This is a genomic window from Pseudoalteromonas ulvae UL12, assembly GCF_014925405.1.
Lineage (GTDB): Bacteria > Pseudomonadota > Gammaproteobacteria > Enterobacterales > Alteromonadaceae > Pseudoalteromonas > Pseudoalteromonas ulvae.
The window spans coordinates 248,153-266,767 of the sequence record NZ_AQHJ01000028.1; the positions used below are offsets into that span (position 1 = coordinate 248,153).

The following is an 18,615-nucleotide window of genomic DNA, read 5'->3' on the forward strand; positions in this document are numbered from 1 at the left end:
AAAATGTTCCGTTAATAAAACACTGTTAATCATCTTGCTTTTATTGCACCTTAACGCAAACAAAAAAGGCGCCGAAGCGCCTTTTTTAAACTTATTGGACGTAACCTTAACCCAGTTTATCCGACACGACTTTATAAGTCGGATCTTCGATTACGTTATACTCAACTAAGTCTGATGCTTTTTCTAATAGTTGTATACAGTCTTGACTTAAATGTCTTAAATGAAGTTTTTTGCCCGCTTTTGTATAGCGTTCGGCTAACGTATCAATCGCATCAATCGCACTGTGATCGGCCACTCGGCTATGTTTGAATTCGATAATGACATCATTTGGATCATTTTTAATATCAAACAACTCCAAAAAGTTTTTAACTGAACCAAAGAATAACGGGCCATGTAATTCATACACTTTAGAGCCTTCTGAATCGATATAAGCCGATGTATAAATGTGTTTTGCATGCTGCCAAGCAAAAACTAACGCCGATACTATGACCCCGACACACACAGCAATCGCTAAATCTGTCACTACTGTCACACCTGAAACCAATACAATCACAAACGCATCTGATTTAGGCACTTTGTTCATTATACGTAAACTTGACCACTCAAAGGTACCTAACACCACCATAAACATTACCCCCACTAACGCAGCCAGTGGGATCATCTCGATTAGACTTGAGGTAAAAACAATGAAAACCAGTAACATCAGGGCTGCAGTGATGCCAGATAAGCGGCTACGACCACCGGAGTTAATATTAATCATTGATTGACCAATCATCGCACAGCCACCCATGGCGCCAAACACACCACACGTTACGTTCGCCGCACCTTGGCCAATACACTCTTTGTTACCATTACCACGAGTTTCTGTTATTTCGTCAATAAGAGTAAGCGTTAATAAAGATTCGATTAATCCTATAGCCGCTAAAACCAACGCATATGGGAAGATAATTTGTAATGTTTCAAAATTAAATGGCACATTTGGAATATGGAAAGTTGGTAAACCGCCAGCAAGGGTTGCACTGGCATCGCCAGTCATCCCGCGTAAAAAGTCAACAACAGTGCGTGCTTCAAGATCAAAACCAATTACGATACCTGTCACGACGACAATTGCAGCCAATGATGATGGAATAGCCGTCGTCAATTTTGGTAAAAAATGAATAATAGCCATAGTTAAAGCAACAAGGCCTAACATGATATACATTGCTTCCCCTTGCATCCATTGCATGATTCCGCTTTCATCTGGCGTTTTGAATTGTGACAATTGTGCTAAGAAAATCACAATCGCAAGGCCATTCACAAAGCCAAGCATAACCGGATGAGGCACCATTCGAATGAATTTACCAAGTTTAAAAATGCCGGCCATAATTTGCAGAAAGCCCATTAACAACACAGTTGCAAACAAGTACTCGACACCGTGGTCAATGACTAAACTCACCATTACGACCGCAAGCGCACCCGTTGCACCGGAGATCATGCCAGGGCGTCCACCAAAGATAGCGGTGATTAAACCAACAATAAAAGCCGCATATAAACCGACTAACGGATCAACATGTGCCACAAATGCAAAGGCAACAGCTTCAGGGACAAGTGCTAATGCAACTGTTAAACCTGAAAGTACATCATTTTTGGCCGATTTAGGTGCTCGACTCAGCAAATTAAACATTAATTATCCCGTTCCTGTTGGTTTTATCTAAAAAAATGGTTGCAAATTCTAGCAAAAATTCACTTTAGCTACAATTAAACCCTTGGTTTTAAGCTTAAAACAAAAATGGCAGGACACAATTTTAAATCGTGGTTCCTGCCATTTAAATGATTTGAATATTAGTTACAGAGGAAGTGCTGTGCTGCGTTTCACACACGTCATGGTGACATTAGAATGCACTTCTTGCACATAATCTAAACTCAGTAACTTATCGCGCACAAAATGCTCATAGCCTTCAATTCCTTTTGAGATGATCCGCAACATAAAGTCCATTGTGCCTGCCATACTGTAACATTCAGTGACTTCATCATAACTCATGATCAGCTCTTCAAATTGCGCTAATTGTGCACGGCCATGGCTCGATAAACGGACGTGGGCATACACCAGCATATCAAAACCCAGTAATTTCGGATCCAGTAATGCGACTTTATTGGTGATATACCCTTCTTGCTCTAATCGTGCAATGCGACGCCAACAAGGAGATTGTGACAAGCCAACCTTATCCGCAATTTCTGCGGTTGATAAACTTGCATCTTTTTGTAGTAAAGCCAAAATCTGGCGATCAACTTGATTCAATGACATTATTAATTCTTTATTTAATCAATTGTTAGTAAAATTATACAGACCAATTCAGTATTTGTCTGTCATTTTGTTTAAATTAACCAAACCGACCACTTAGATACGGGTTGGTTTGCCTTTCTTCCCCAATCGTAGTACTTGGTCCATGTCCAGGATAAACAATAAACTCGCCCGGTAATGTAAACAGCTGTGTTTTTATTGAATCAATCAGCTGGGCTTGATCCCCTTTTGGAAAATCAGTACGACCTATGGAGCCTTTAAATAACACATCGCCGACTATTACACTTTGGCTGGCATGATTGATGAAGACCACATGGCCAGGTGTATGACCTGGGCAATGGCGCACTGCTAATTGCTGCTCACCAAATAAGATTTCATCACCATGAGCTAACCAAGCATCAGGCAAAAAAGCCTCTATAGGTGAAAATCCAAACATCTGTGCTTGCTGTGGCAAGGCATCAAACCAAAACTTATCGTCTATATGCGGGCCTATCATTGTTACACCAAAATGCTCAGCCAGCACCTTCGCCGCTCCAACATGATCTAAATGGCCATGTGTCAGCAATATCCGTTCTAAATTGCAGTCATTTTTATCGACAAGATCAATCAATATTTGTGGATCCCCACCCGGATCAACCAAAACAGCTTGTTGAGTGACTGGGCAAATTAATAAACTGCTATTTTGGGCAAAAGCCGTCACAGGCTGAATGTTAATTTTTAACATATTAATACTCAAATAAGATAGGGTATTTCAAATACCCCTGATCATAATAAGGTGTTTGCTGATACAACCATGCTGCACGCTCTTTTGCCGATGCTGCAAACTTGGCATCATTGGCTAATTTATTTTTGAATTCTTGATTGAGCGCGGGATTATCAGCAAGCATTTGTGTCGCATACGGAATTAAGGCGTAATTTTCGACATACTCAGTACGCTGAAAAACAGTATTAAAAAAGCCCCACTGAAAAAATGAATCCACTGCGCTTGGGTGAAGCAAATGAGTCGCCAACTTACCCAGTGCCTGATCAGCGTCAACTACAAACCAACTAGTATCTATTTCTGTGGTCATACTGGTTTGATTAAAATCAGCACTGACCCGCATCCGCCCTTCAAATGGCAACGGATCAAACTGATAATCTGAAATAACGAATTGCGTTAGTGATAACGTGCTCGGTTTCGATACTTGTGAAACCTTCACGCCTTGTAATGTTAATTTGGCAACTATATCTTGATAATGTGATGGAATATAAAAACGCCTTGGAACATCTAATACCACTGCAGGCTCTTTTTGCCAAAATATAGGCAATTGCTTAAATGTTTCCGCTTTTCCTGTGTATTTTACTTCTTTTTGACCTGTTAATGAGCTGTCAAAATGGCTAAAACTAATCCCTTTAAAATCAAGGTAATCCGGATTTTTGCTATAAGTTCGGCGTCCAACTAGCTGACGAGGTAGTTGATTCTGCTCGGTTAAAACAGCTGTTTTAAGGTTTTTTTTGTGCTTGGCTAACGCGTTAATGGTCGCTTCAAGAAAAACATAAGTCCCTAATACTCGCTGCTTGTAAGGCTTTAAAGAATGATTTTCGACCAATATAGTTGGCAGATTACGTAAATCTCCCCAGCCATTCGAGAATCGTGGTGTTGCCACCCAGCCAGCTAAGCCTTCTTTTATATTTTGCTTGTTCATAACAAATACGAGCGGCCCTGGTATATGCCCCATTTCCTCTAGTGCAGTATCGATTTCAGGTTTTAAATAATCATCGAGCACTTGGGAAATTTTTGGAGAATCACTCGCAAAAGAAGGCATATATCCATAAGTCACGTCGTATTGATAATCAGCGCCATCGGTCACATGGACATCTATGTATAAATCGGGTTGATAGTGGTTCACCACCTTGACTAAGGCTGCGACTTCGGGCGTCTCGAGTTTAGTATAATCGCGATTTAGATTTAAATTTTTGGAATTACTCCGAAAGCCCATTATTGCAGGGCCTCGTTGATTAATTCGGTTATAGGCTGAGCTACGTTCATGCCCATCAACATTTAAAATAGGGATAAACAATAAGTTAACTTTCTTTAATAACGCTCGCTTTGATGATGTGGCAATGTCTCGTAACAACATAAAACCGGCATCTTTACCATCTATTTCACCACTATGAATACCAGCCTGAATTAATAATGTGGGTTTATTAACAGAAGGATTCTCGGCTGCTCTGAGCATTAAAATATCGCGATTTTGATCGCTTGTACCAATGGTTTCTATGCTAAAAATATCAGGGTGTTCAGTTGCTATTTTATTTAGATAAGCCATGGTTGTTGAGTAATCAGGGCTGCTTTGACCTTCAGACAACTCAAACTCGGTGACTAAAGGATGTGACGGCTGTATTAAATGTGCACTTTTTCCATTCCAAGGTAAATTAGGCGGTAAGTGAAAATCTGCGCTTAATGCAACAGATAAGGCTAATATTGATAGCATGAGTTTTATTCTCTTATAATTTATTATCTGCTTTAAGCTGGCGCAATGATTGATTAAAAAGTGATATACCATGCGCGCAACCTGCATATTTTTGGCTGCACACTAAATAGATTGGTTGTCTTGATAGGTAATCAACATGCTGAAATTTTACGTTGTCCATTTCGCCTGAGAACCAGTCATTGAGCAAACTTTTTGCGACTAATGGTTCAACGAGTAAAATATCTATCTCTGAAGCTAACAATCGTTTTAACCCTTCATAATCCGATTGTGATTCTACAATTGATAAGTATTGCTTATATTCATCAAATTGTTTTCCGTAACTATAACCATGTGTGAGGCCAATCTTATATTTGCGCAGCTGATCTAGGCGCTGAAACTGAATAAGCTTATCTCGCTTAAAGACTAAATCAGTCTCTAGGTAATCAATCGGCTGTGAATAAATCCAATCAAGTGCACTGCCTTCAGATTTATACCACATAAATGTAAACCCTTGTCCTTGTTCTATCTTAAGTTGCGTTTCAGGCCAACTCATAAACTCGAACTTCACTTTACGATGATGATGAGAAAAAACCGTTTCGACGATTTTTCCAAGCGTTCCTTTGTCATAACGTCGCCCATCAATATAAGGCGGGTAATTATCAACACTCAAAATAACTGATTTTGGCTCTTCAGCGTTTAATCCACATACCACAAATAATATAAGCATACTAATAACCGCTTTTTGCATGGACAATCCTTCCTAATACATAAAACACATGGGCTGATGCTCTTAGGGTAACAAAAATTATGATAAGCTCAACTAAACCTCTAATAACAATGATTTTTAACTATGAGTAAATCAATATTAATTACTGGCTGCTCTTCTGGTATTGGCCTTTATTGCGCCCAAGAGCTACATGCTCGAGGTTATCTTGTGGTGGCAAGTTGTCGCCAACTCGATGATGTGGCGCGTTTAAAGTCCTTAGGTTTGCACTGCGTTCAACTTGATTTAGCTTGTACGCAAAGCATTCATAAAGGGCTAAAAGAAGCACTTAGCATCACGAATGGACAGTTAGATGCCCTATTTAATAATGGCGCATATGGGCAACCTGGCGCAGTCGAGGATTTACCCACTGATGCGTTAAGACAACAATTTGAAGTAAACCTATTTGGCTGGCATGAGTTAACTTGTCAGGTTATTAAAGTCATGCGAAAGCAACCAAGTGGACGGATTATTCAAAATTCGTCAGTACTGGGGCTGGTATGTTTACCGTATCGTGGGGCATACAATGCAAGTAAATTTGCCTTAGAAGGGTTAACAGATACGCTTAGGTTAGAGCTTAAAAATACTGAAATACAAATTAGCTTAATAGAGCCAGGGCCGATTGAATCAAAATTCAGGGCCAATGCACTCATCGCTTTTACGAAAAATATCGATATCGAATCAAGCAGCCATAAGCAAAACTACTTAGCACAACAACAGCGTTTAGAGAGCCAAACTAAACCTCAGCCATTTACATTAGGGCCTGAAGCAGTCCTTAAGTCGCTAATACATGCTTTAGAGAGTAAACGAGCTAAGCCTCGCTATTATGTGACGTTTCCGACTTACCTTTTTGGTTATTTAAAACGTATTTTATCGACGAGAATGCTTGATAGGTTACTTAACAAATCAAAATAGTCGAATTTCAAACACAAAAAAGGGAACCTAAGTTCCCTTTTAACGTTTGCTTTCAATCAAAAGCTTACGCTGATAGACCTTCTTTTGCTTTAGCAACTAATGCTGCGAAAGCGATTTGGTCATATACTGCGATATCTGCAAGGATCTTACGATCGATTTCTACAGAAGTCTTTTTAAGACCGTTAATGAAACGGCTGTAAGAAAGACCATTTTGACGTGCAGCTGCGTTGATACGTGCAATCCATAATTGACGGAAAGTACGTTTCTTCGCACGACGGTCACGGTAAGCATATTGACCTGCTTTAGTAACCGCTTGGAATGCTACGCGGTAAACACGTGAACGTGCTCCGTAGTAACCTTTAGCTTGCTTTAAAACTTTCTTGTGACGTTGACGTGCGATAACACCGCGTTTAACTCTTGCCATGATTAAAAACTCCTATTAAGCGAATGGTAACATACGTGAAACTAAACCAACGTCACGTTTGTGAACCATTGTCTTAGGACGTAAGTGTGACTTACGCTTAGAAGATTTCTTAGTCAAGATATGACGAAGATGCGATTGCTTACGCTTGAAACCGCCAGAAGCAGTCTTTTTGAAACGCTTTGCAGCGCCACTGTGGCTTTTTAATTTATAGCCCATTGCAATTACTCCATGAGATTGCATTAATATTAAGTAAGCAGGCGGCTGAATTACTTCAACACTTTTAAGGCCTTACTTACTCCCTTATCCGGCGAATGCAATAAAACATTACTTTTTTGCCGGTTAAATCAGGTGTAACATTTCAGTTCGCTTGTAAACCTGATTTAAATTCGTTCACTAACTTATTTTTTCGCTACCGGAGCCATCATCATCACCATTTGGCGACCTTCAACTCTGTTAGGGAAAGACTCTACAGATGAGATGTCTTCTAAATCAGTTTTAATTCGGTTCAATAAAGCAATACCAATTTCTTGGTGAGCCATTTCACGGCCACGGAAACGGATAGTGATCTTGGCTTTATCGCCGCCTTCAAGGAATTTACGTAAACTACGTAATTTCACATTGTAGTCACCATCATCAGTACCAGGACGGAATTTGATTTCCTTAATCTGGATCTGCTTTTGTTTCTTCTTTTGCTCTTTTAGTTCTTTGCTTTTTTCGAAAATGAACTTGCCGTAGTCCATAACCTTACAAACAGGTGGCTCAGCATTGGGGCTGATTTCAACCAGATCAACTCCGGCTTCATCTGCCATAGCTTGTGCGTCACGTAAGGACACAATACCAGCTTGCTCGCCATCTATATCAATTAGCCTGACTTCTTTGCCTGTAATGTCTTCATTGATCCGATTTTTCTGAGTCGTTTGTTGACCCTTCTTTCCGCCTCTAATGATGCGTTCCTCCAAGAGATACTAAATTAAACAAAGCGCGTAATTGTATATTAATTGCGCGCTTTGCACTATTAAATTCTATTATTTATTTCTTCAGATAATTTGCTAATGAAATCATCTACTTTGAATTTACCTAAGTCTTCACCAGTACGAGTACGAACTGCAATCTCATTCTGCTCAACTTCTTTATCCCCTACTACTAATAAGTACGGAATACGCTTCAAAGTATGCTCCCTGATTTTAAAGCCTATCTTCTCATTTCTCAAGTCAGCACAGGCTCTAAATCCAAGTTTATTCAAATTTTCTACAATTTCGTGACAATAATCAGCTTGTTTGTCAGTAATATTCATTACGACAACTTGTTTTGGTGCTAACCACGTCGGAAATTGACCCGCATACTCTTCCGTTAAGATACCGATGAATCGTTCGATCGAACCCAAAATTGCACGGTGGATCATCACAGGCGTACGTCGTTCGTTATTTTCTGCAACATACGTTGCACCTAAACGACCTGGTAATGCAAAGTCGAGCTGCACTGTACCACATTGCCATGCACGATCTAGACAATCATATAAAGTGAATTCGATTTTAGGGCCATAAAACGCCCCTTCACCTGGTAGGTAATCAAATTCAATCTCATTAGCGGTTAATGCTTCAGCTAAGGCTTTTTCGGCTTTATCCCACATTTCGTCGTCACCAATGCGTTTTTCAGGACGCGTCGATAACTTAACAACGATTTTTTCAAAACCGAATGTTTCGTATGTGTCGTATACCATTTGGATACATGATGAGACTTCAGCCATAATTTGTTCTTCTGTACAGAAGATATGTGCATCATCTTGAGTAAAACCACGCACTCGCATCAGCCCGTGTAATGCACCTGATGGCTCATTACGGTGACAACAGCCAAACTCAGCCATGCGAAGTGGTAAATCACGGTATGATTTAAGACCTTGATTAAAAATCTGAACATGGCCAGGGCAATTCATTGGTTTGATTGCATACTCGCGTTTTTCAGACTCAGTCGTGAACATGCCATCTTTATATTTATCCCAGTGGCCTGATTTTTCCCACAAAGCACGGTCCATCATCATCGGACCTTTCACTTCTTCGTATTTATATTCGCGTAACTTTTCACGAACAAACTCTTCAAGTTCGCGATAAATGCTCCAGCCATCGTTATGCCAGAAAACCATTCCTGGTGCTTCTTCTTGCCAGTGCCATAAATCGAGTGCTTTACCGATTTTACGGTGGTCGCGTTTTTCAGCTTCTTCAAGACGCTTTAAATAGGCTGCTAATTGTTTTTTATCAGCCCAAGCAGTCCCATAAACACGTTGCAACATTTTATTGTCTGAATCACCGCGCCAGTAAGCACCCGCGACTTTCATAATTTTGAAATGATGACAGAACTTCATGTTTGGTACATGTGGACCACGACACATATCGATATATTCTTCGTGGTGATATAAGCCAGGCTTGTCATCACGGCTGATGTTGTCATCAAGAATTTCTATTTTGTATTCTTCACCACGTGCAGCAAAGGCATCGCGGGCTTCTTGCCAACTTACTACTTTCTTAACAACATCATAATTAGTTTTAGCAAGCTTAAGCATGTGTTTTTCAAGCGCATCAAGATCGTCTTGAGTTAATGAATGCTCCATGTCGATGTCATAATAAAAGCCATTGTCAATCGTTGGACCAATCGCCATTTTAACATCAGGATATAGTTGCTTAATTGCGTGCCCTAATAAATGCGCACAAGAATGACGAATAATTTCTAAACCGTCATCGTCTTTTGCTGTGATAATTTGTAATTGACTGTCTTCAGTAATGAGTTGACATGCATCAACACGTTCACCGTTAATTCGACCAGCGATGGTGGCTTTGGCAAGACCTGGGCCGATATCTGAAGCGACATCCATTACAGAGACAGCGTGTTCGAATTGACGTTGACTACCGTCAGGAAGAGTAATAATTGGCATGATATTTCCTTTCTACAGTGGTGATCCCTACAATGCATCACGTGTAGCAATAAAAATGATAAAAAAATACAACGCATAAAACGCTTTTACGAGTAAGCATTTGGCTGCACGTGTAGTTTACAAAACTACAAAAAATGCATTTTGTCTTTTTTATTCGATAATTACAAGATTAAATAAGGCAATATCAACAGCCTATTTTGACATCTGTCTGATTACTCGCATACTTGGGAGATGAACAACAAAAGACAAACCAATGGCTGAACCGATCCCATCTCCCACAACCCTGCGTATTGCTTCACTAAATTTATTCAATTATGCAGCCCCCCCCTTTAGTTATTATCATCCTGATGATCATTACACAGCCTTGCAATGGCAAGAAAAAAACGACTGGTTAGCTAAGCAATTAACAGCGCTCAACCCTGATGTCATTGGATTTGAAGAAGTCTTTAGTATTGAGGAACTTAAAATAATCTGTTTGACCCATGGATTACCTTACTTCGCCACGGTTACTTCACCAAAAATAGATGAAGACGATCCTTTTTTGTTTTTTCGCCCTGTTGTAGCTATAGCATCGAAATACCCGTTTGTGTCCACACACGCAGTAACCGCCAATCAATCTTTGTTGAGCGCCTTGAATCTTCCTACTGAATTTAAATTTAATCGCTTACCGATAAAAGCGTTGATAAACATACCGGATATGGGACCTACCTGTTTTTATATTGTCCATTTGAAATCCAAGCGCCCGACCCCTTTATCTCACTACACTGACAACCAATTTGAACCACATTCATATGCTAATGCGCTGATAAATGAAACAATTGGCCGATATCACAGTGATATGCAACGCACCTTAGAGTTAGCACTGCTCTTTAATGATGTAATTACAACACAGGCCAACCAACACGTTCACACCATAGTGATGGGCGATTTCAATGATCAAATCAATGCTGAGGGTTTAGGGTTTATTTTTAATTCAGTGCCTGATGATCCGAACCCAGAAGAAGCGACACTCGGGTTAAACGATTCCTACCCATTAATGACTCCTCGAACGCCTACTCATTATTACCGCGATGAAGGTAAAGTGCTTGATTATATTCTCACCGATAAAATGCTCAGCCACACAGATTCAAAATTTGTAATGCAATATCACGCCTTAGATCAACATATAGTCAATACATCACCTCAAACACAAAAAATTAGCAGTGATCATGCTTTGGTGTATATCGACATCGTTAAAAAATAAAATCTTCACGACAGTAAAAAGCATTCGATGATATACTGAAAAAAATTTTTTAGATTACCGGAATATACAATGAGAACATGTGGTGTAGAAATCAAGGGCAGCGAAATCCTGCTTTGTTTATTAAGCAAAGAAGACGATGTTTTTGATATTCGCGACGTGCGCCAAACACGCTTTACGTTATCTAACTCAAACGATGCTGAACAAGTTAAGAAGTTTCAGTTTGATTTTAAAAAGTTACTTGAAGATTACCAGGTTGATACTGTTGCAATCAAACAACGCCCACACAATGGCAAGTTTGCAGGTAGCGCAGTCGGTTTTAAAATGGAAACTGCGATTCAGCTGATTGACACGATCAATGTTGTATTATTGTCGGCCACTGACATCAAAGATCAACTAAAGCGTAACCCTTTACCAATTGACTTCGAATCAACTGGTCTTAAAAAATTCCAAGAATCAGCCTTTGTTTCGGCGTATGTCGAAATTATGGAACGAACATATCCCCGTTCACAGTCAGAAATCTAATTTTCTGATACTGATTAACTAAAGGCCGACTGGCCTTTTTTTTGTATCTGTAGCCTGTCATTTCGACTTTTATTATCGTTAGGCAATGGCAAAAAGAGGCGTTTTCGACTGTCGTTTTTGGGATTTAAGTATCAGGATTTATGCTAGGTTTAGTTCATCTGATTCAACAATTAACGACTCACTATAGATTGACTTGATCAATGTTATTTATCGTCAGCTGTTTTATCACTATTCGCTATTTCACTGCTTATTATCTTTTCAAACAAGATCTCGAAAATATCTTACGTTAAATAAAAAAACCGCTTAAACAACTTAAGCGGTTTTTAATAGACATCGTACTTATGTCATTACACAGATATAAATTTATTATTTAGTGTAAGCACGAGGTAATGCAGATTCTTTTGTATAACGCTCGGCAAGTTTATCTTGGCGAGATTGCGTGCTGTATTGCTCACCACCAATCCACATTTTTTCTACTTTAGAGCTTATTTCAAACGGATCGGCACTCCAAAGGACTAAATCTGCAGCTTTACCAACAGCGATTTGTCCTGCGTTAATACCAAATACATCGGCCACATTCGCAGTTACAGCTTTTAAAGCACCTTCTGGGCTCATGCCATTGGCAACTGCAATACCAGCATCATAACGAAGTTGATACATGTTGTGACTGGCATCGCCCCCAATTGTTAACAGAACTTTCACACCAGCTTTTTCAAGCACGCCAGCAGTGGTGAGTGATGAATTTAAAGAGTCAAAACTGCCTGGTAAATTCGCAACAACACTGATAATAACCGGTATGTTAGCTTGCGCTAATTGTTCAGCAATCACAGATGCGTCATGTGCGCCAGCAAAAACCATCTTTAACTTTTTAAACTGAGTGTTCAGTTTAATCAATTCAAGCATATCTTGCGCCCGTGACACTTCAACAATCAGTGGCTTATCACCAGATAACAACTCAGTTAAGATTGTTTCTTTTTTAGATGGCTCTTTGTCATCTTTGTCATCTTTTTTTGATTTTTTAGCGGCTTTTTCAAGCTTTTTCGCTTGGCCGTCTAAAGTATCAATCAACTCTTGTAAGCTGTAAGCGCGAGAGCCTTTGCTGCGTTCACCCAATTCAACTAACACGGCATTACGGGGCGTCAATACGCTGTCGAATTCACCCGACAAATCCACAACAGAAGTTAATCCTGCAAAAATTTCGTCTCCACCTGAAGGCGCAATCACGTCACGGGTAATGCCACCTTTACGTGCATACGGGATCAAGCTTGAACGCGGATTAAACGCTAAACTCGGATCAAAGGTAATATCCGCTTTCTTATCGCCGGCATCACGAGAAGCCGCCACAGCACCCACTTCGACTAACCCTAGCTGATTAAGCGAACTGATAATACCAGGGCTTAATATTTTCCCTTCAGCATCAATTATTTGCGTTGCGTTATGTGATTCAGGATTAATCGCAATAATTTTTCCTTCATCCATCACGACTGTGGCACCTTCAAGGATGCCTTGCTCAGTCACTGTGTAGACAGTTGCATTAGTAATGGCGACAGGTGCCGCAAATGCTGAAAAACCAGACAATAAGGCAACAGCTAAAACAGACTTTTTAAAACCATTCATTTTTATCATCTCCTTATCGCTGACCTAACATAAAGTCACTTTTAGCTTGGTATTTTTCATCATAACGATCAAATACTTTCGCACCATCAATAAATACTTGTTCGGCATGGGCATAAACACTGAACGGGTTTTGATTCCAAATCACCACATCCGCTTGTTTACCTGACTCTAAAGTACCTGTTTTGTCTAAAATACCGAGCGATTTTGCAGGATTAGCCGTGATCCAAGTAATGGCATCTTGTTCTTTAATGTCATAACCAATGTGATTGCCACTTGTCATCGCTTTAGCCGCTTCTTGGTTTAAGCGCTGAATAGTGGTGTCTGAATCAGAATGCACAATTGCACACGAGTTTTTAACCGCATCAACGATGGCTATGTTCTCATGTACCATATCGTAGGCTTCCATTTTAAAGCCCCACCAATCTGGCCAAAGTGCCGCACAGTTTTTATTTTCAGCCAGCAAATCTGCAATTTTGTACGCTTCAATACCGTGGTGGAAAGTGCCGGCGTGGTAACCAAACTCTTTTGATAAATCAATCATCATGGCCATTTCTTCGGCTTTATAACAATGATTGTGGATCATCACTTCACCATCTAACACACCTTTGAGGGTATCAAGCATTAAGTCACGCTTCGGTGCTTCTGGATTTTTGCCCGCGGCATAATCACGGTCGTATTTTTCCCACGCCATTTTATATTCAGTCGCAAGTACAAATGCATCGCGGTAGCCGGCCATATTACCCATACGCGTTTGAGGCGCCACATGACGGCTGCCATAAACACGTTTTGGATTTTCACCACACGCCATTTTTAAACCATACGGTGCATCTGGAAATTTCATCGCTTGCATCGTGTGTGCAGGTACATTTTTAAGCGTCACACCACGGCCACCAATTAAGTTGGCAGAGCCTGGTAGAATTTGCATTGTGGTAATACCACCTGCACGTGCCGTATTAAAACCTGGGTCTTGTGGCCAAACAGAGTGCTCAACCCACACTTCTGCGGTCACTGGACTCGTCATTTCGTTGCCATCTTGGTGAGATTCAACACCCGGGTTCGGATACGCCCCTAAATGAGAATGAACATCAATAATACCAGGCGTGACCCATTTACCTTTTGCATCAATCACCGTTGCGCCATCAGCTATTAAGTCTTGGCCGATTTGACTAATTTTACCGTCAACCAGTAACACATCAGCATCATCCAAACGCTCACCTGTACCAGTCAGTACGACGGCATTTTGGATTAATGTCTGTGAACTGGGTAAAGCTTGATACGTACTTGGATATGGGTTTTTATTGATTGTAACTTTTGGATCTTGAGGACCAGACTCATTACAGCCTACTAACGCTGCGCTGAGAGCAATCATCATCACCGATGGGGCAAAGTGTCGCATTATTGTTGTTCTCCTTTTTATAGATAACAACACTTTAGCGAAGTCTATACGAGAATGCGATTCTTTGGCGGCAAAATCACAAAGAATAAGGGTGAAATTATCCCTTATTCGCATAATGCGTTTTAAAGAGATAACGTCAAGGTTAACTGATTGTCACTATTTGAAAAACATTCAAATAATATCAATGCGGCATGTTCAATTTTAACGGGCAAATATCCTGTGTTTTTATCAACGAAACCAAAGCCTAAGCACTGAGCCAACAGACTGCGGATCACCCCTGCATGTGTGACGATTAACATGCGTTGACCCAAATGCTGTTGCACGTGGGTATGTATTGCTGAGTAGACCCGATGGTCAAAATCACGGGTGAGTTCACCATTGGGGATCGAGTGTAAATACGGATTCGCAAAGTATTGCTCCGCAGGGCTATTTTTCTGATTGAAAAGGCTAGAATATGGCAGACCTTCCCAATCTCCAAAATTAATTTCTTCCAGTGCAGGCTCAACTATCAAAGGGAGGTTATGTGTGGCTGCATACTCAGTTGCAAACTGTGAACAACGCACTAGTGAAGAGGTAATCACGACATCAAATTCTTTGTTACATACCGCTTGCTGCATCTGCATTAAACCATGCTCAGTAACAGGGTCGTCGGTGACCCCTCTTAAGCATGGCTCTCCAGATACTTGCCCGTGCCGAAGTAAATACACAAAAGTGTTCATTGCGCTTCCTTTAATGTTAAAGGCAACCCAGCAACAACCAGCGTTACCGTATCACACACTTCGGCTAATGCTTGGTTGAGCCAGCCCTGATAATCAGCAAATACGCGCGACAAAGGATTATCAGGCGTAATAGAAAAACCGACTTCATTACTGACCAAAATCACAGTACCAGAAAAGCCCTGTAACGATTCGATAAACTGCTGTTTTACCACATCAAACTGGCGCTCAAAATCTTTACGAAAGTGAGAGCCGTATTCGGTACTCTGATGTTGCAGTGAGACACTGTACAGCCAATTATTTAGCCAAAGTGTCATGCAATCTATTAATAAGGTCTGATTTTGATAACTTGGATCAGTTAAAATATTAGTCAGTTCAAGTGGGCACTCAATCGTTAACCAAGCATGAGGGCGCTGTTGCTGGTGGCGCGCGATTCGGTGCGTCATTTCTGTATCAAACGATTCTGCGGTAGCCACATACACCACGGGTGCCTTTGATTCTTTAGCTAACTTTTCAGCGAAACGACTTTTACCAGAACGTACGCCACCCAAGATTAAGTGCTTCATGTTACTCTCGATTATTTTTGCTTAGGGGCAGTTAATCTTTCGTGGTTAAGTTTTGTTCGAGATAAAAGCGTTTTTATCGCGACGAGCAGTGTGTAGCCTAGTCATTCTAAGCAAATACTGCTCAACAAAGAGAAATACGCTTTTAGCCGAACCCTTCGGGCAGCGTTTGTTGGGTATTTCTACTGCGTTATCGCTTTTTCGTGTAACTCGCTACACCACAAAAGCGCTTCCTTGTATAAATACCCAACAATTCGCTGCAAAAATCATCACGAAAGATCAATAGCCCCTAGTGTAACAAATATTGGCGATAAGAAATGTGCTCTAACACGGCCACATCGGAATTTTTACTTCATTCAGCGTTGATTCTTGCTGGTATGGCAATCTAGATTTCCCTACAATAGGGCAAACAAAACTCTGAGCGTTTTAATGTCACGTTACCAATCTATAATTGATCAAAAGACTAAACCTCTTGGATCACTCGGCCAATTAGAAAGCATCGCTTTAAAAATTGCACACAATCAACAAGCAGATACACTCACCCTCACAGCCCCTCACATGCTGGTGTTTGCTGGCGATCACGGGATCAGCCAACACAATATCAGCATCGCCCCAAGTGATGTCACTGCATTGATGATGAATAATTTTTTACAAGGTGGCGCGGCCATCAATTGTTTTGCTCGCACTTTAGGTTGGCAACTGCAAGTCATCGATTGTGGTACTTTGACTGATATTGACCATCCACAATTGATCAAAAATCGCTTAGATCGCCGCTGTGGTGATATCAGTATTGAGCCTGCGCTTACCCAAAGCCAATGGCAACAAACAGAAGCTTTTACTGAAGACTATATTAAAAAACTGAGTCAAACAGGCTGTAATATCGTGGGCTTTGGTGAAATGGGCATTGGCAATACCAGTCCCGCAGCCGCAATTGCGGCCTCACTATTAAATCGCAGTGCAACCGAGACGGTTGGGATTGGTACGGGTATTAATGATTCACAACTGGCTAAAAAACAGCAATTAGTACAACGTGCACTTGAGCGTTTTAACAAAAGTTTTTCTCACTCACCACTTGATACTCTGTTGCAGCTAGGCAGTTTTGAAATTGCGCACTTAGTGGCCGCCATGCTAAGTGCCAAGCATCATAACATGTTAATGATCATCGATGGTTTTATTGTCACTGCTGCTGCAATGCTTGCAATCAAAATCAATCCTGACTGCCAAAAATGGATGATTTTTGCTCATTGTTCAAAAGAGCAAGCCCATAAAGCCATGCTCGAATCACTAAATGAACTTCCCCTACTCGACTTGGGTTTACGTCTAGGTGAAGGGACAGGTGCAGCCCTCGCGTTACCTCTGATCCAATCCGCAGTGAGTTTTTATAATGATATGGCAAGTTTTAGCGATTTAGGTATAGAACTGTGACAGTTATAAAGCAGCAGTGGAGTGTATTTTTAATTGCTTTAGGTTTTTTGACTCGTATTCCTATCGGAAAAGTTGACTTCAGCCCAGATAAACTCAATCAAGCCAGCCGATACTTTGCCCTCGTTGGTTGTCTTATTGGTGTGATGTGCGCCGCCGTACTCTGGCTGGTTAACCAAATAGTGGATCTCCCCACTGCAATCTTTGTCTCTATGATAGCTGGGTTTTATCTCACTGGTGGTTTTCACGAAGATGGCCTCGCTGATGTTTGCGATGGCTTTGGCGGAGGCTACACCACGGAGCGAAAGCTCAGTATTATGAAAGACTCACGCTTAGGAACGTACGGTACGTTAGGGTTAGTGAGTGTGTTAGGGTTGAAATTTTTATTACTCTGCCAATTAACCAATCCTATGCTAGCCCTTATTTTAATGCACACATTAAGCCGGGCCACGGCAACATCTATCATTTATTCAGCACCTTATGCTACAGCCGATTTAAACACTAAAACAAAGCCCTTAGCCAATAATATGGATACACTGTCGTTATGGGTGATCGTACTGTCAACCTTGCTGGTATTAATGGTGCTGAATATCGTCTACCTCAATATTTTACAACTATTGATCATCATAAGTGTCTGTTTAGTTGCACGGCAGTTGCTTATCAAATGGTTTGAACATCATATTGCCGGTTACACAGGGGATTGTTTAGGCTTTGCTCAACTAGTTATCGAAGTTTTAGGGTACATCACTCTTATTATTGTATTAGGAAATTCACATGTCTGATAAAAACGAACGCCATAAAGCACGACAAGAAAAACTCAAACAAGCGGTCGATGATAAAATAGCCAAAGCACAAACAGTCAAAGGCTTATTAATTGTTATCACAGGTAATGGTAAAGGAAAATCAACATCGGGTTTTGGCACCGTAGCGCGAGGTGTCGGCCATGGGCTTAAATGTGCCGTCGCACAGTTTATCAAAGGAAATTGGGAATGCGGCGAACGTGAATTATTAACCCGTAACGGCGTTGACTTTCATGTCATGGGCACAGGTTTTACTTGGAATACTCAAGACAGAGAATCCGATACCCAAGCTGCTGAAGAAATATGGCTCGAATGTGAAAAAATGCTCCAAGATGACACTCTCGATTTAGTGTTACTCGATGAGCTGACATACATGATCACTTATGACTATGTGTCGTTAGAGCGTGTTATTACGGCTCTTAATAATCGCCCGCCGATGCAAAGTGTGGTGATCACCGGTCGTGCAGCCCACCGCGAATTAATTGAACTCGCCGACACGGTTTCAGAAGTGCGTAACGTTAAACATGCGTTTGATTCAGGTGTGAAAGCGTTAAAAGGTGTCGATTGGTAAACA

Annotated in this window: 19 protein-coding genes; 6 read left to right on the forward strand and 13 right to left on the reverse strand. The window is 40.8% G+C overall.

Going from position 1 to position 18,615, the window contains the following annotated elements:
• Positions 1-106: 106 nt before the first annotated feature.
• The 5 genes from PULV_RS11430 to PULV_RS11450 all read right to left on the reverse strand — a co-directional run bounded on the left by PULV_RS11430 (position 107) and on the right by PULV_RS11450 (position 5,482).
• Complete coding sequence (locus tag PULV_RS11430; RefSeq protein WP_086745092.1) at positions 107-1,663, reverse strand: SulP family inorganic anion transporter; 1,557 nt, start codon at positions 1,661-1,663, stop codon at positions 107-109.
• A gap of 162 nt (positions 1,664-1,825) precedes the next feature.
• A complete protein-coding gene (locus PULV_RS11435; protein WP_086745093.1) occupies positions 1,826-2,284 on the reverse strand; it encodes an Lrp/AsnC family transcriptional regulator in 459 nt (152 codons plus the stop codon).
• A 76-nt stretch (positions 2,285-2,360) separates the two neighbouring features.
• Entirely contained in the window at positions 2,361-3,005 is a 645-nt protein-coding gene (locus tag PULV_RS11440; protein ID WP_086745094.1) for an MBL fold metallo-hydrolase, read from the reverse strand.
• Position 3,006: 1 nt separating this feature from the next.
• Positions 3,007-4,755 carry a M14 family metallopeptidase gene (locus tag PULV_RS11445; RefSeq protein WP_193331764.1) on the reverse strand — a complete coding sequence of 583 codons (1,749 nt, stop codon included), beginning with the start codon at positions 4,753-4,755 and terminating at the stop codon, positions 3,007-3,009.
• A 13-nt stretch (positions 4,756-4,768) separates the two neighbouring features.
• Positions 4,769-5,482, reverse strand: a complete 714-nt coding sequence (locus PULV_RS11450) for a substrate-binding periplasmic protein (RefSeq protein WP_193331765.1) — start codon at positions 5,480-5,482, stop codon at positions 4,769-4,771.
• Positions 5,483-5,584: 102 nt separating this feature from the next.
• Between PULV_RS11450 and PULV_RS11455 the strand changes: the two genes are divergently transcribed.
• A complete protein-coding gene (locus PULV_RS11455) occupies positions 5,585-6,412 on the forward strand; it encodes an SDR family oxidoreductase (RefSeq protein ID WP_086745097.1) in 828 nt (275 codons plus the stop codon).
• Positions 6,413-6,476: 64 nt separating this feature from the next.
• Here the strand turns inward: PULV_RS11455 and rplT are convergent, their stop codons facing one another.
• The 4 genes from rplT to thrS form a co-directional block, all read right to left on the reverse strand.
• Positions 6,477-6,836 carry a 50S ribosomal protein L20 gene (gene rplT, locus PULV_RS11460; RefSeq protein WP_086745098.1) on the reverse strand — a complete coding sequence of 120 codons (360 nt, stop codon included), beginning with the start codon at positions 6,834-6,836 and terminating at the stop codon, positions 6,477-6,479.
• 15 nt (positions 6,837-6,851) lie between these two features.
• On the reverse strand, positions 6,852-7,052 hold the full coding sequence (rpmI, locus tag PULV_RS11465; RefSeq protein WP_086745099.1) for a 50S ribosomal protein L35: 201 nt from the start codon (positions 7,050-7,052) through the stop codon (positions 6,852-6,854).
• A 182-nt stretch (positions 7,053-7,234) separates the two neighbouring features.
• Positions 7,235-7,795, reverse strand: coding sequence for a translation initiation factor IF-3 (gene infC / locus PULV_RS11470; protein WP_086745100.1), 561 nt, complete (start codon positions 7,793-7,795; stop codon positions 7,235-7,237).
• Between the two features lie 56 nt (positions 7,796-7,851).
• Complete coding sequence (gene thrS / locus PULV_RS11475) at positions 7,852-9,762, reverse strand: threonine--tRNA ligase (RefSeq protein WP_193331766.1); 1,911 nt, start codon at positions 9,760-9,762, stop codon at positions 7,852-7,854.
• Positions 9,763-10,015: 253 nt separating this feature from the next.
• Between thrS and PULV_RS11480 the strand changes: the two genes are divergently transcribed.
• Both PULV_RS11480 and PULV_RS11485 read left to right on the forward strand, forming a co-directional pair.
• Positions 10,016-11,005, forward strand: coding sequence for an endonuclease/exonuclease/phosphatase family protein (locus PULV_RS11480; protein ID WP_193331767.1), 990 nt, complete (start codon positions 10,016-10,018; stop codon positions 11,003-11,005).
• 69 nt (positions 11,006-11,074) lie between these two features.
• On the forward strand, positions 11,075-11,527 hold the full coding sequence (locus tag PULV_RS11485; RefSeq protein WP_086745103.1) for a DUF3010 family protein: 453 nt from the start codon (positions 11,075-11,077) through the stop codon (positions 11,525-11,527).
• Between the two features lie 366 nt (positions 11,528-11,893).
• Here PULV_RS11485 and PULV_RS11490 read toward each other — a convergent pair whose 3' ends face one another.
• The 4 genes from PULV_RS11490 to cobU form a co-directional block, all read right to left on the reverse strand.
• Complete coding sequence (locus PULV_RS11490; protein WP_193331768.1) at positions 11,894-13,153, reverse strand: amidohydrolase family protein; 1,260 nt, start codon at positions 13,151-13,153, stop codon at positions 11,894-11,896.
• A 4-nt stretch (positions 13,154-13,157) separates the two neighbouring features.
• On the reverse strand, positions 13,158-14,540 hold the full coding sequence (locus PULV_RS11495) for an amidohydrolase (protein ID WP_193331769.1): 1,383 nt from the start codon (positions 14,538-14,540) through the stop codon (positions 13,158-13,160).
• Positions 14,541-14,662: 122 nt separating this feature from the next.
• Complete coding sequence (locus PULV_RS11500) at positions 14,663-15,259, reverse strand: histidine phosphatase family protein (protein WP_193331770.1); 597 nt, start codon at positions 15,257-15,259, stop codon at positions 14,663-14,665.
• Complete coding sequence (gene cobU, locus PULV_RS11505; RefSeq protein WP_086745107.1) at positions 15,256-15,822, reverse strand: bifunctional adenosylcobinamide kinase/adenosylcobinamide-phosphate guanylyltransferase; 567 nt, start codon at positions 15,820-15,822, stop codon at positions 15,256-15,258. Before cobU ends, PULV_RS11500 begins: the two co-directional genes overlap by 4 nt.
• 426 nt (positions 15,823-16,248) lie before the next feature.
• On the opposite strand from cobU, the gene cobT reads away from it, so the two are divergent.
• Genes cobT through cobO form a run of 3 tightly spaced genes read left to right on the forward strand, consistent with a single transcriptional unit; the run spans position 16,249 to position 18,612 of the window.
• The gene (gene cobT / locus PULV_RS11510; protein WP_193331771.1) at positions 16,249-17,244 is read left to right on the forward strand and encodes a nicotinate-nucleotide--dimethylbenzimidazole phosphoribosyltransferase; all 996 of its coding nucleotides are present in this window, start codon (positions 16,249-16,251) and stop codon (positions 17,242-17,244) included.
• Positions 17,241-18,023 (forward strand): adenosylcobinamide-GDP ribazoletransferase, encoded by a 783-nt coding sequence (locus PULV_RS11515; protein ID WP_193331772.1) that lies wholly within the window; start codon positions 17,241-17,243, stop codon positions 18,021-18,023. Before cobT ends, PULV_RS11515 begins: the two co-directional genes overlap by 4 nt.
• Positions 18,016-18,612, forward strand: coding sequence for a cob(I)yrinic acid a,c-diamide adenosyltransferase (cobO, locus tag PULV_RS11520; RefSeq protein WP_193331773.1), 597 nt, complete (start codon positions 18,016-18,018; stop codon positions 18,610-18,612). Before PULV_RS11515 ends, cobO begins: the two co-directional genes overlap by 8 nt.
• Positions 18,613-18,615: the final 3 nt, after the last annotated feature.

What these genes read in the sequence shown, in the direction of transcription:
- rpmI (WP_086745099.1), bottom strand. Translation starts at nt 7,052, where the DNA reads ATGGGCTATAAATTAAAAAGCCACAGTGGCGCTGCAAAGCGTTTCAAA.
- PULV_RS11485 (WP_086745103.1), top strand. Translation starts at nt 11,075, where the DNA reads ATGAGAACATGTGGTGTAGAAATCAAGGGCAGCGAAATCCTGCTTTGT.
- PULV_RS11480 (WP_193331767.1), top strand. Translation starts at nt 10,016, where the DNA reads ATGGCTGAACCGATCCCATCTCCCACAACCCTGCGTATTGCTTCACTA.
- cobO (WP_193331773.1), top strand. Translation starts at nt 18,016, where the DNA reads ATGTCTGATAAAAACGAACGCCATAAAGCACGACAAGAAAAACTCAAA.
- PULV_RS11445 (WP_193331764.1), bottom strand. Translation starts at nt 4,755, where the DNA reads ATGCTATCAATATTAGCCTTATCTGTTGCATTAAGCGCAGATTTTCAC.
- PULV_RS11450 (WP_193331765.1), bottom strand. Translation starts at nt 5,482, where the DNA reads ATGCAAAAAGCGGTTATTAGTATGCTTATATTATTTGTGGTATGTGGA.
- cobT (WP_193331771.1), top strand. Translation starts at nt 16,249, where the DNA reads ATGTCACGTTACCAATCTATAATTGATCAAAAGACTAAACCTCTTGGA.
- PULV_RS11495 (WP_193331769.1), bottom strand. Translation starts at nt 14,540, where the DNA reads ATGCGACACTTTGCCCCATCGGTGATGATGATTGCTCTCAGCGCAGCG.
- PULV_RS11500 (WP_193331770.1), bottom strand. Translation starts at nt 15,259, where the DNA reads ATGAACACTTTTGTGTATTTACTTCGGCACGGGCAAGTATCTGGAGAG.
- thrS (WP_193331766.1), bottom strand. Translation starts at nt 9,762, where the DNA reads ATGCCAATTATTACTCTTCCTGACGGTAGTCAACGTCAATTCGAACAC.
- PULV_RS11430 (WP_086745092.1), bottom strand. Translation starts at nt 1,663, where the DNA reads ATGTTTAATTTGCTGAGTCGAGCACCTAAATCGGCCAAAAATGATGTA.
- PULV_RS11435 (WP_086745093.1), bottom strand. Translation starts at nt 2,284, where the DNA reads ATGTCATTGAATCAAGTTGATCGCCAGATTTTGGCTTTACTACAAAAA.
- cobU (WP_086745107.1), bottom strand. Translation starts at nt 15,822, where the DNA reads ATGAAGCACTTAATCTTGGGTGGCGTACGTTCTGGTAAAAGTCGTTTC.
- PULV_RS11440 (WP_086745094.1), bottom strand. Translation starts at nt 3,005, where the DNA reads ATGTTAAAAATTAACATTCAGCCTGTGACGGCTTTTGCCCAAAATAGC.
- PULV_RS11490 (WP_193331768.1), bottom strand. Translation starts at nt 13,153, where the DNA reads ATGATAAAAATGAATGGTTTTAAAAAGTCTGTTTTAGCTGTTGCCTTA.
- PULV_RS11455 (WP_086745097.1), top strand. Translation starts at nt 5,585, where the DNA reads ATGAGTAAATCAATATTAATTACTGGCTGCTCTTCTGGTATTGGCCTT.
- rplT (WP_086745098.1), bottom strand. Translation starts at nt 6,836, where the DNA reads ATGGCAAGAGTTAAACGCGGTGTTATCGCACGTCAACGTCACAAGAAA.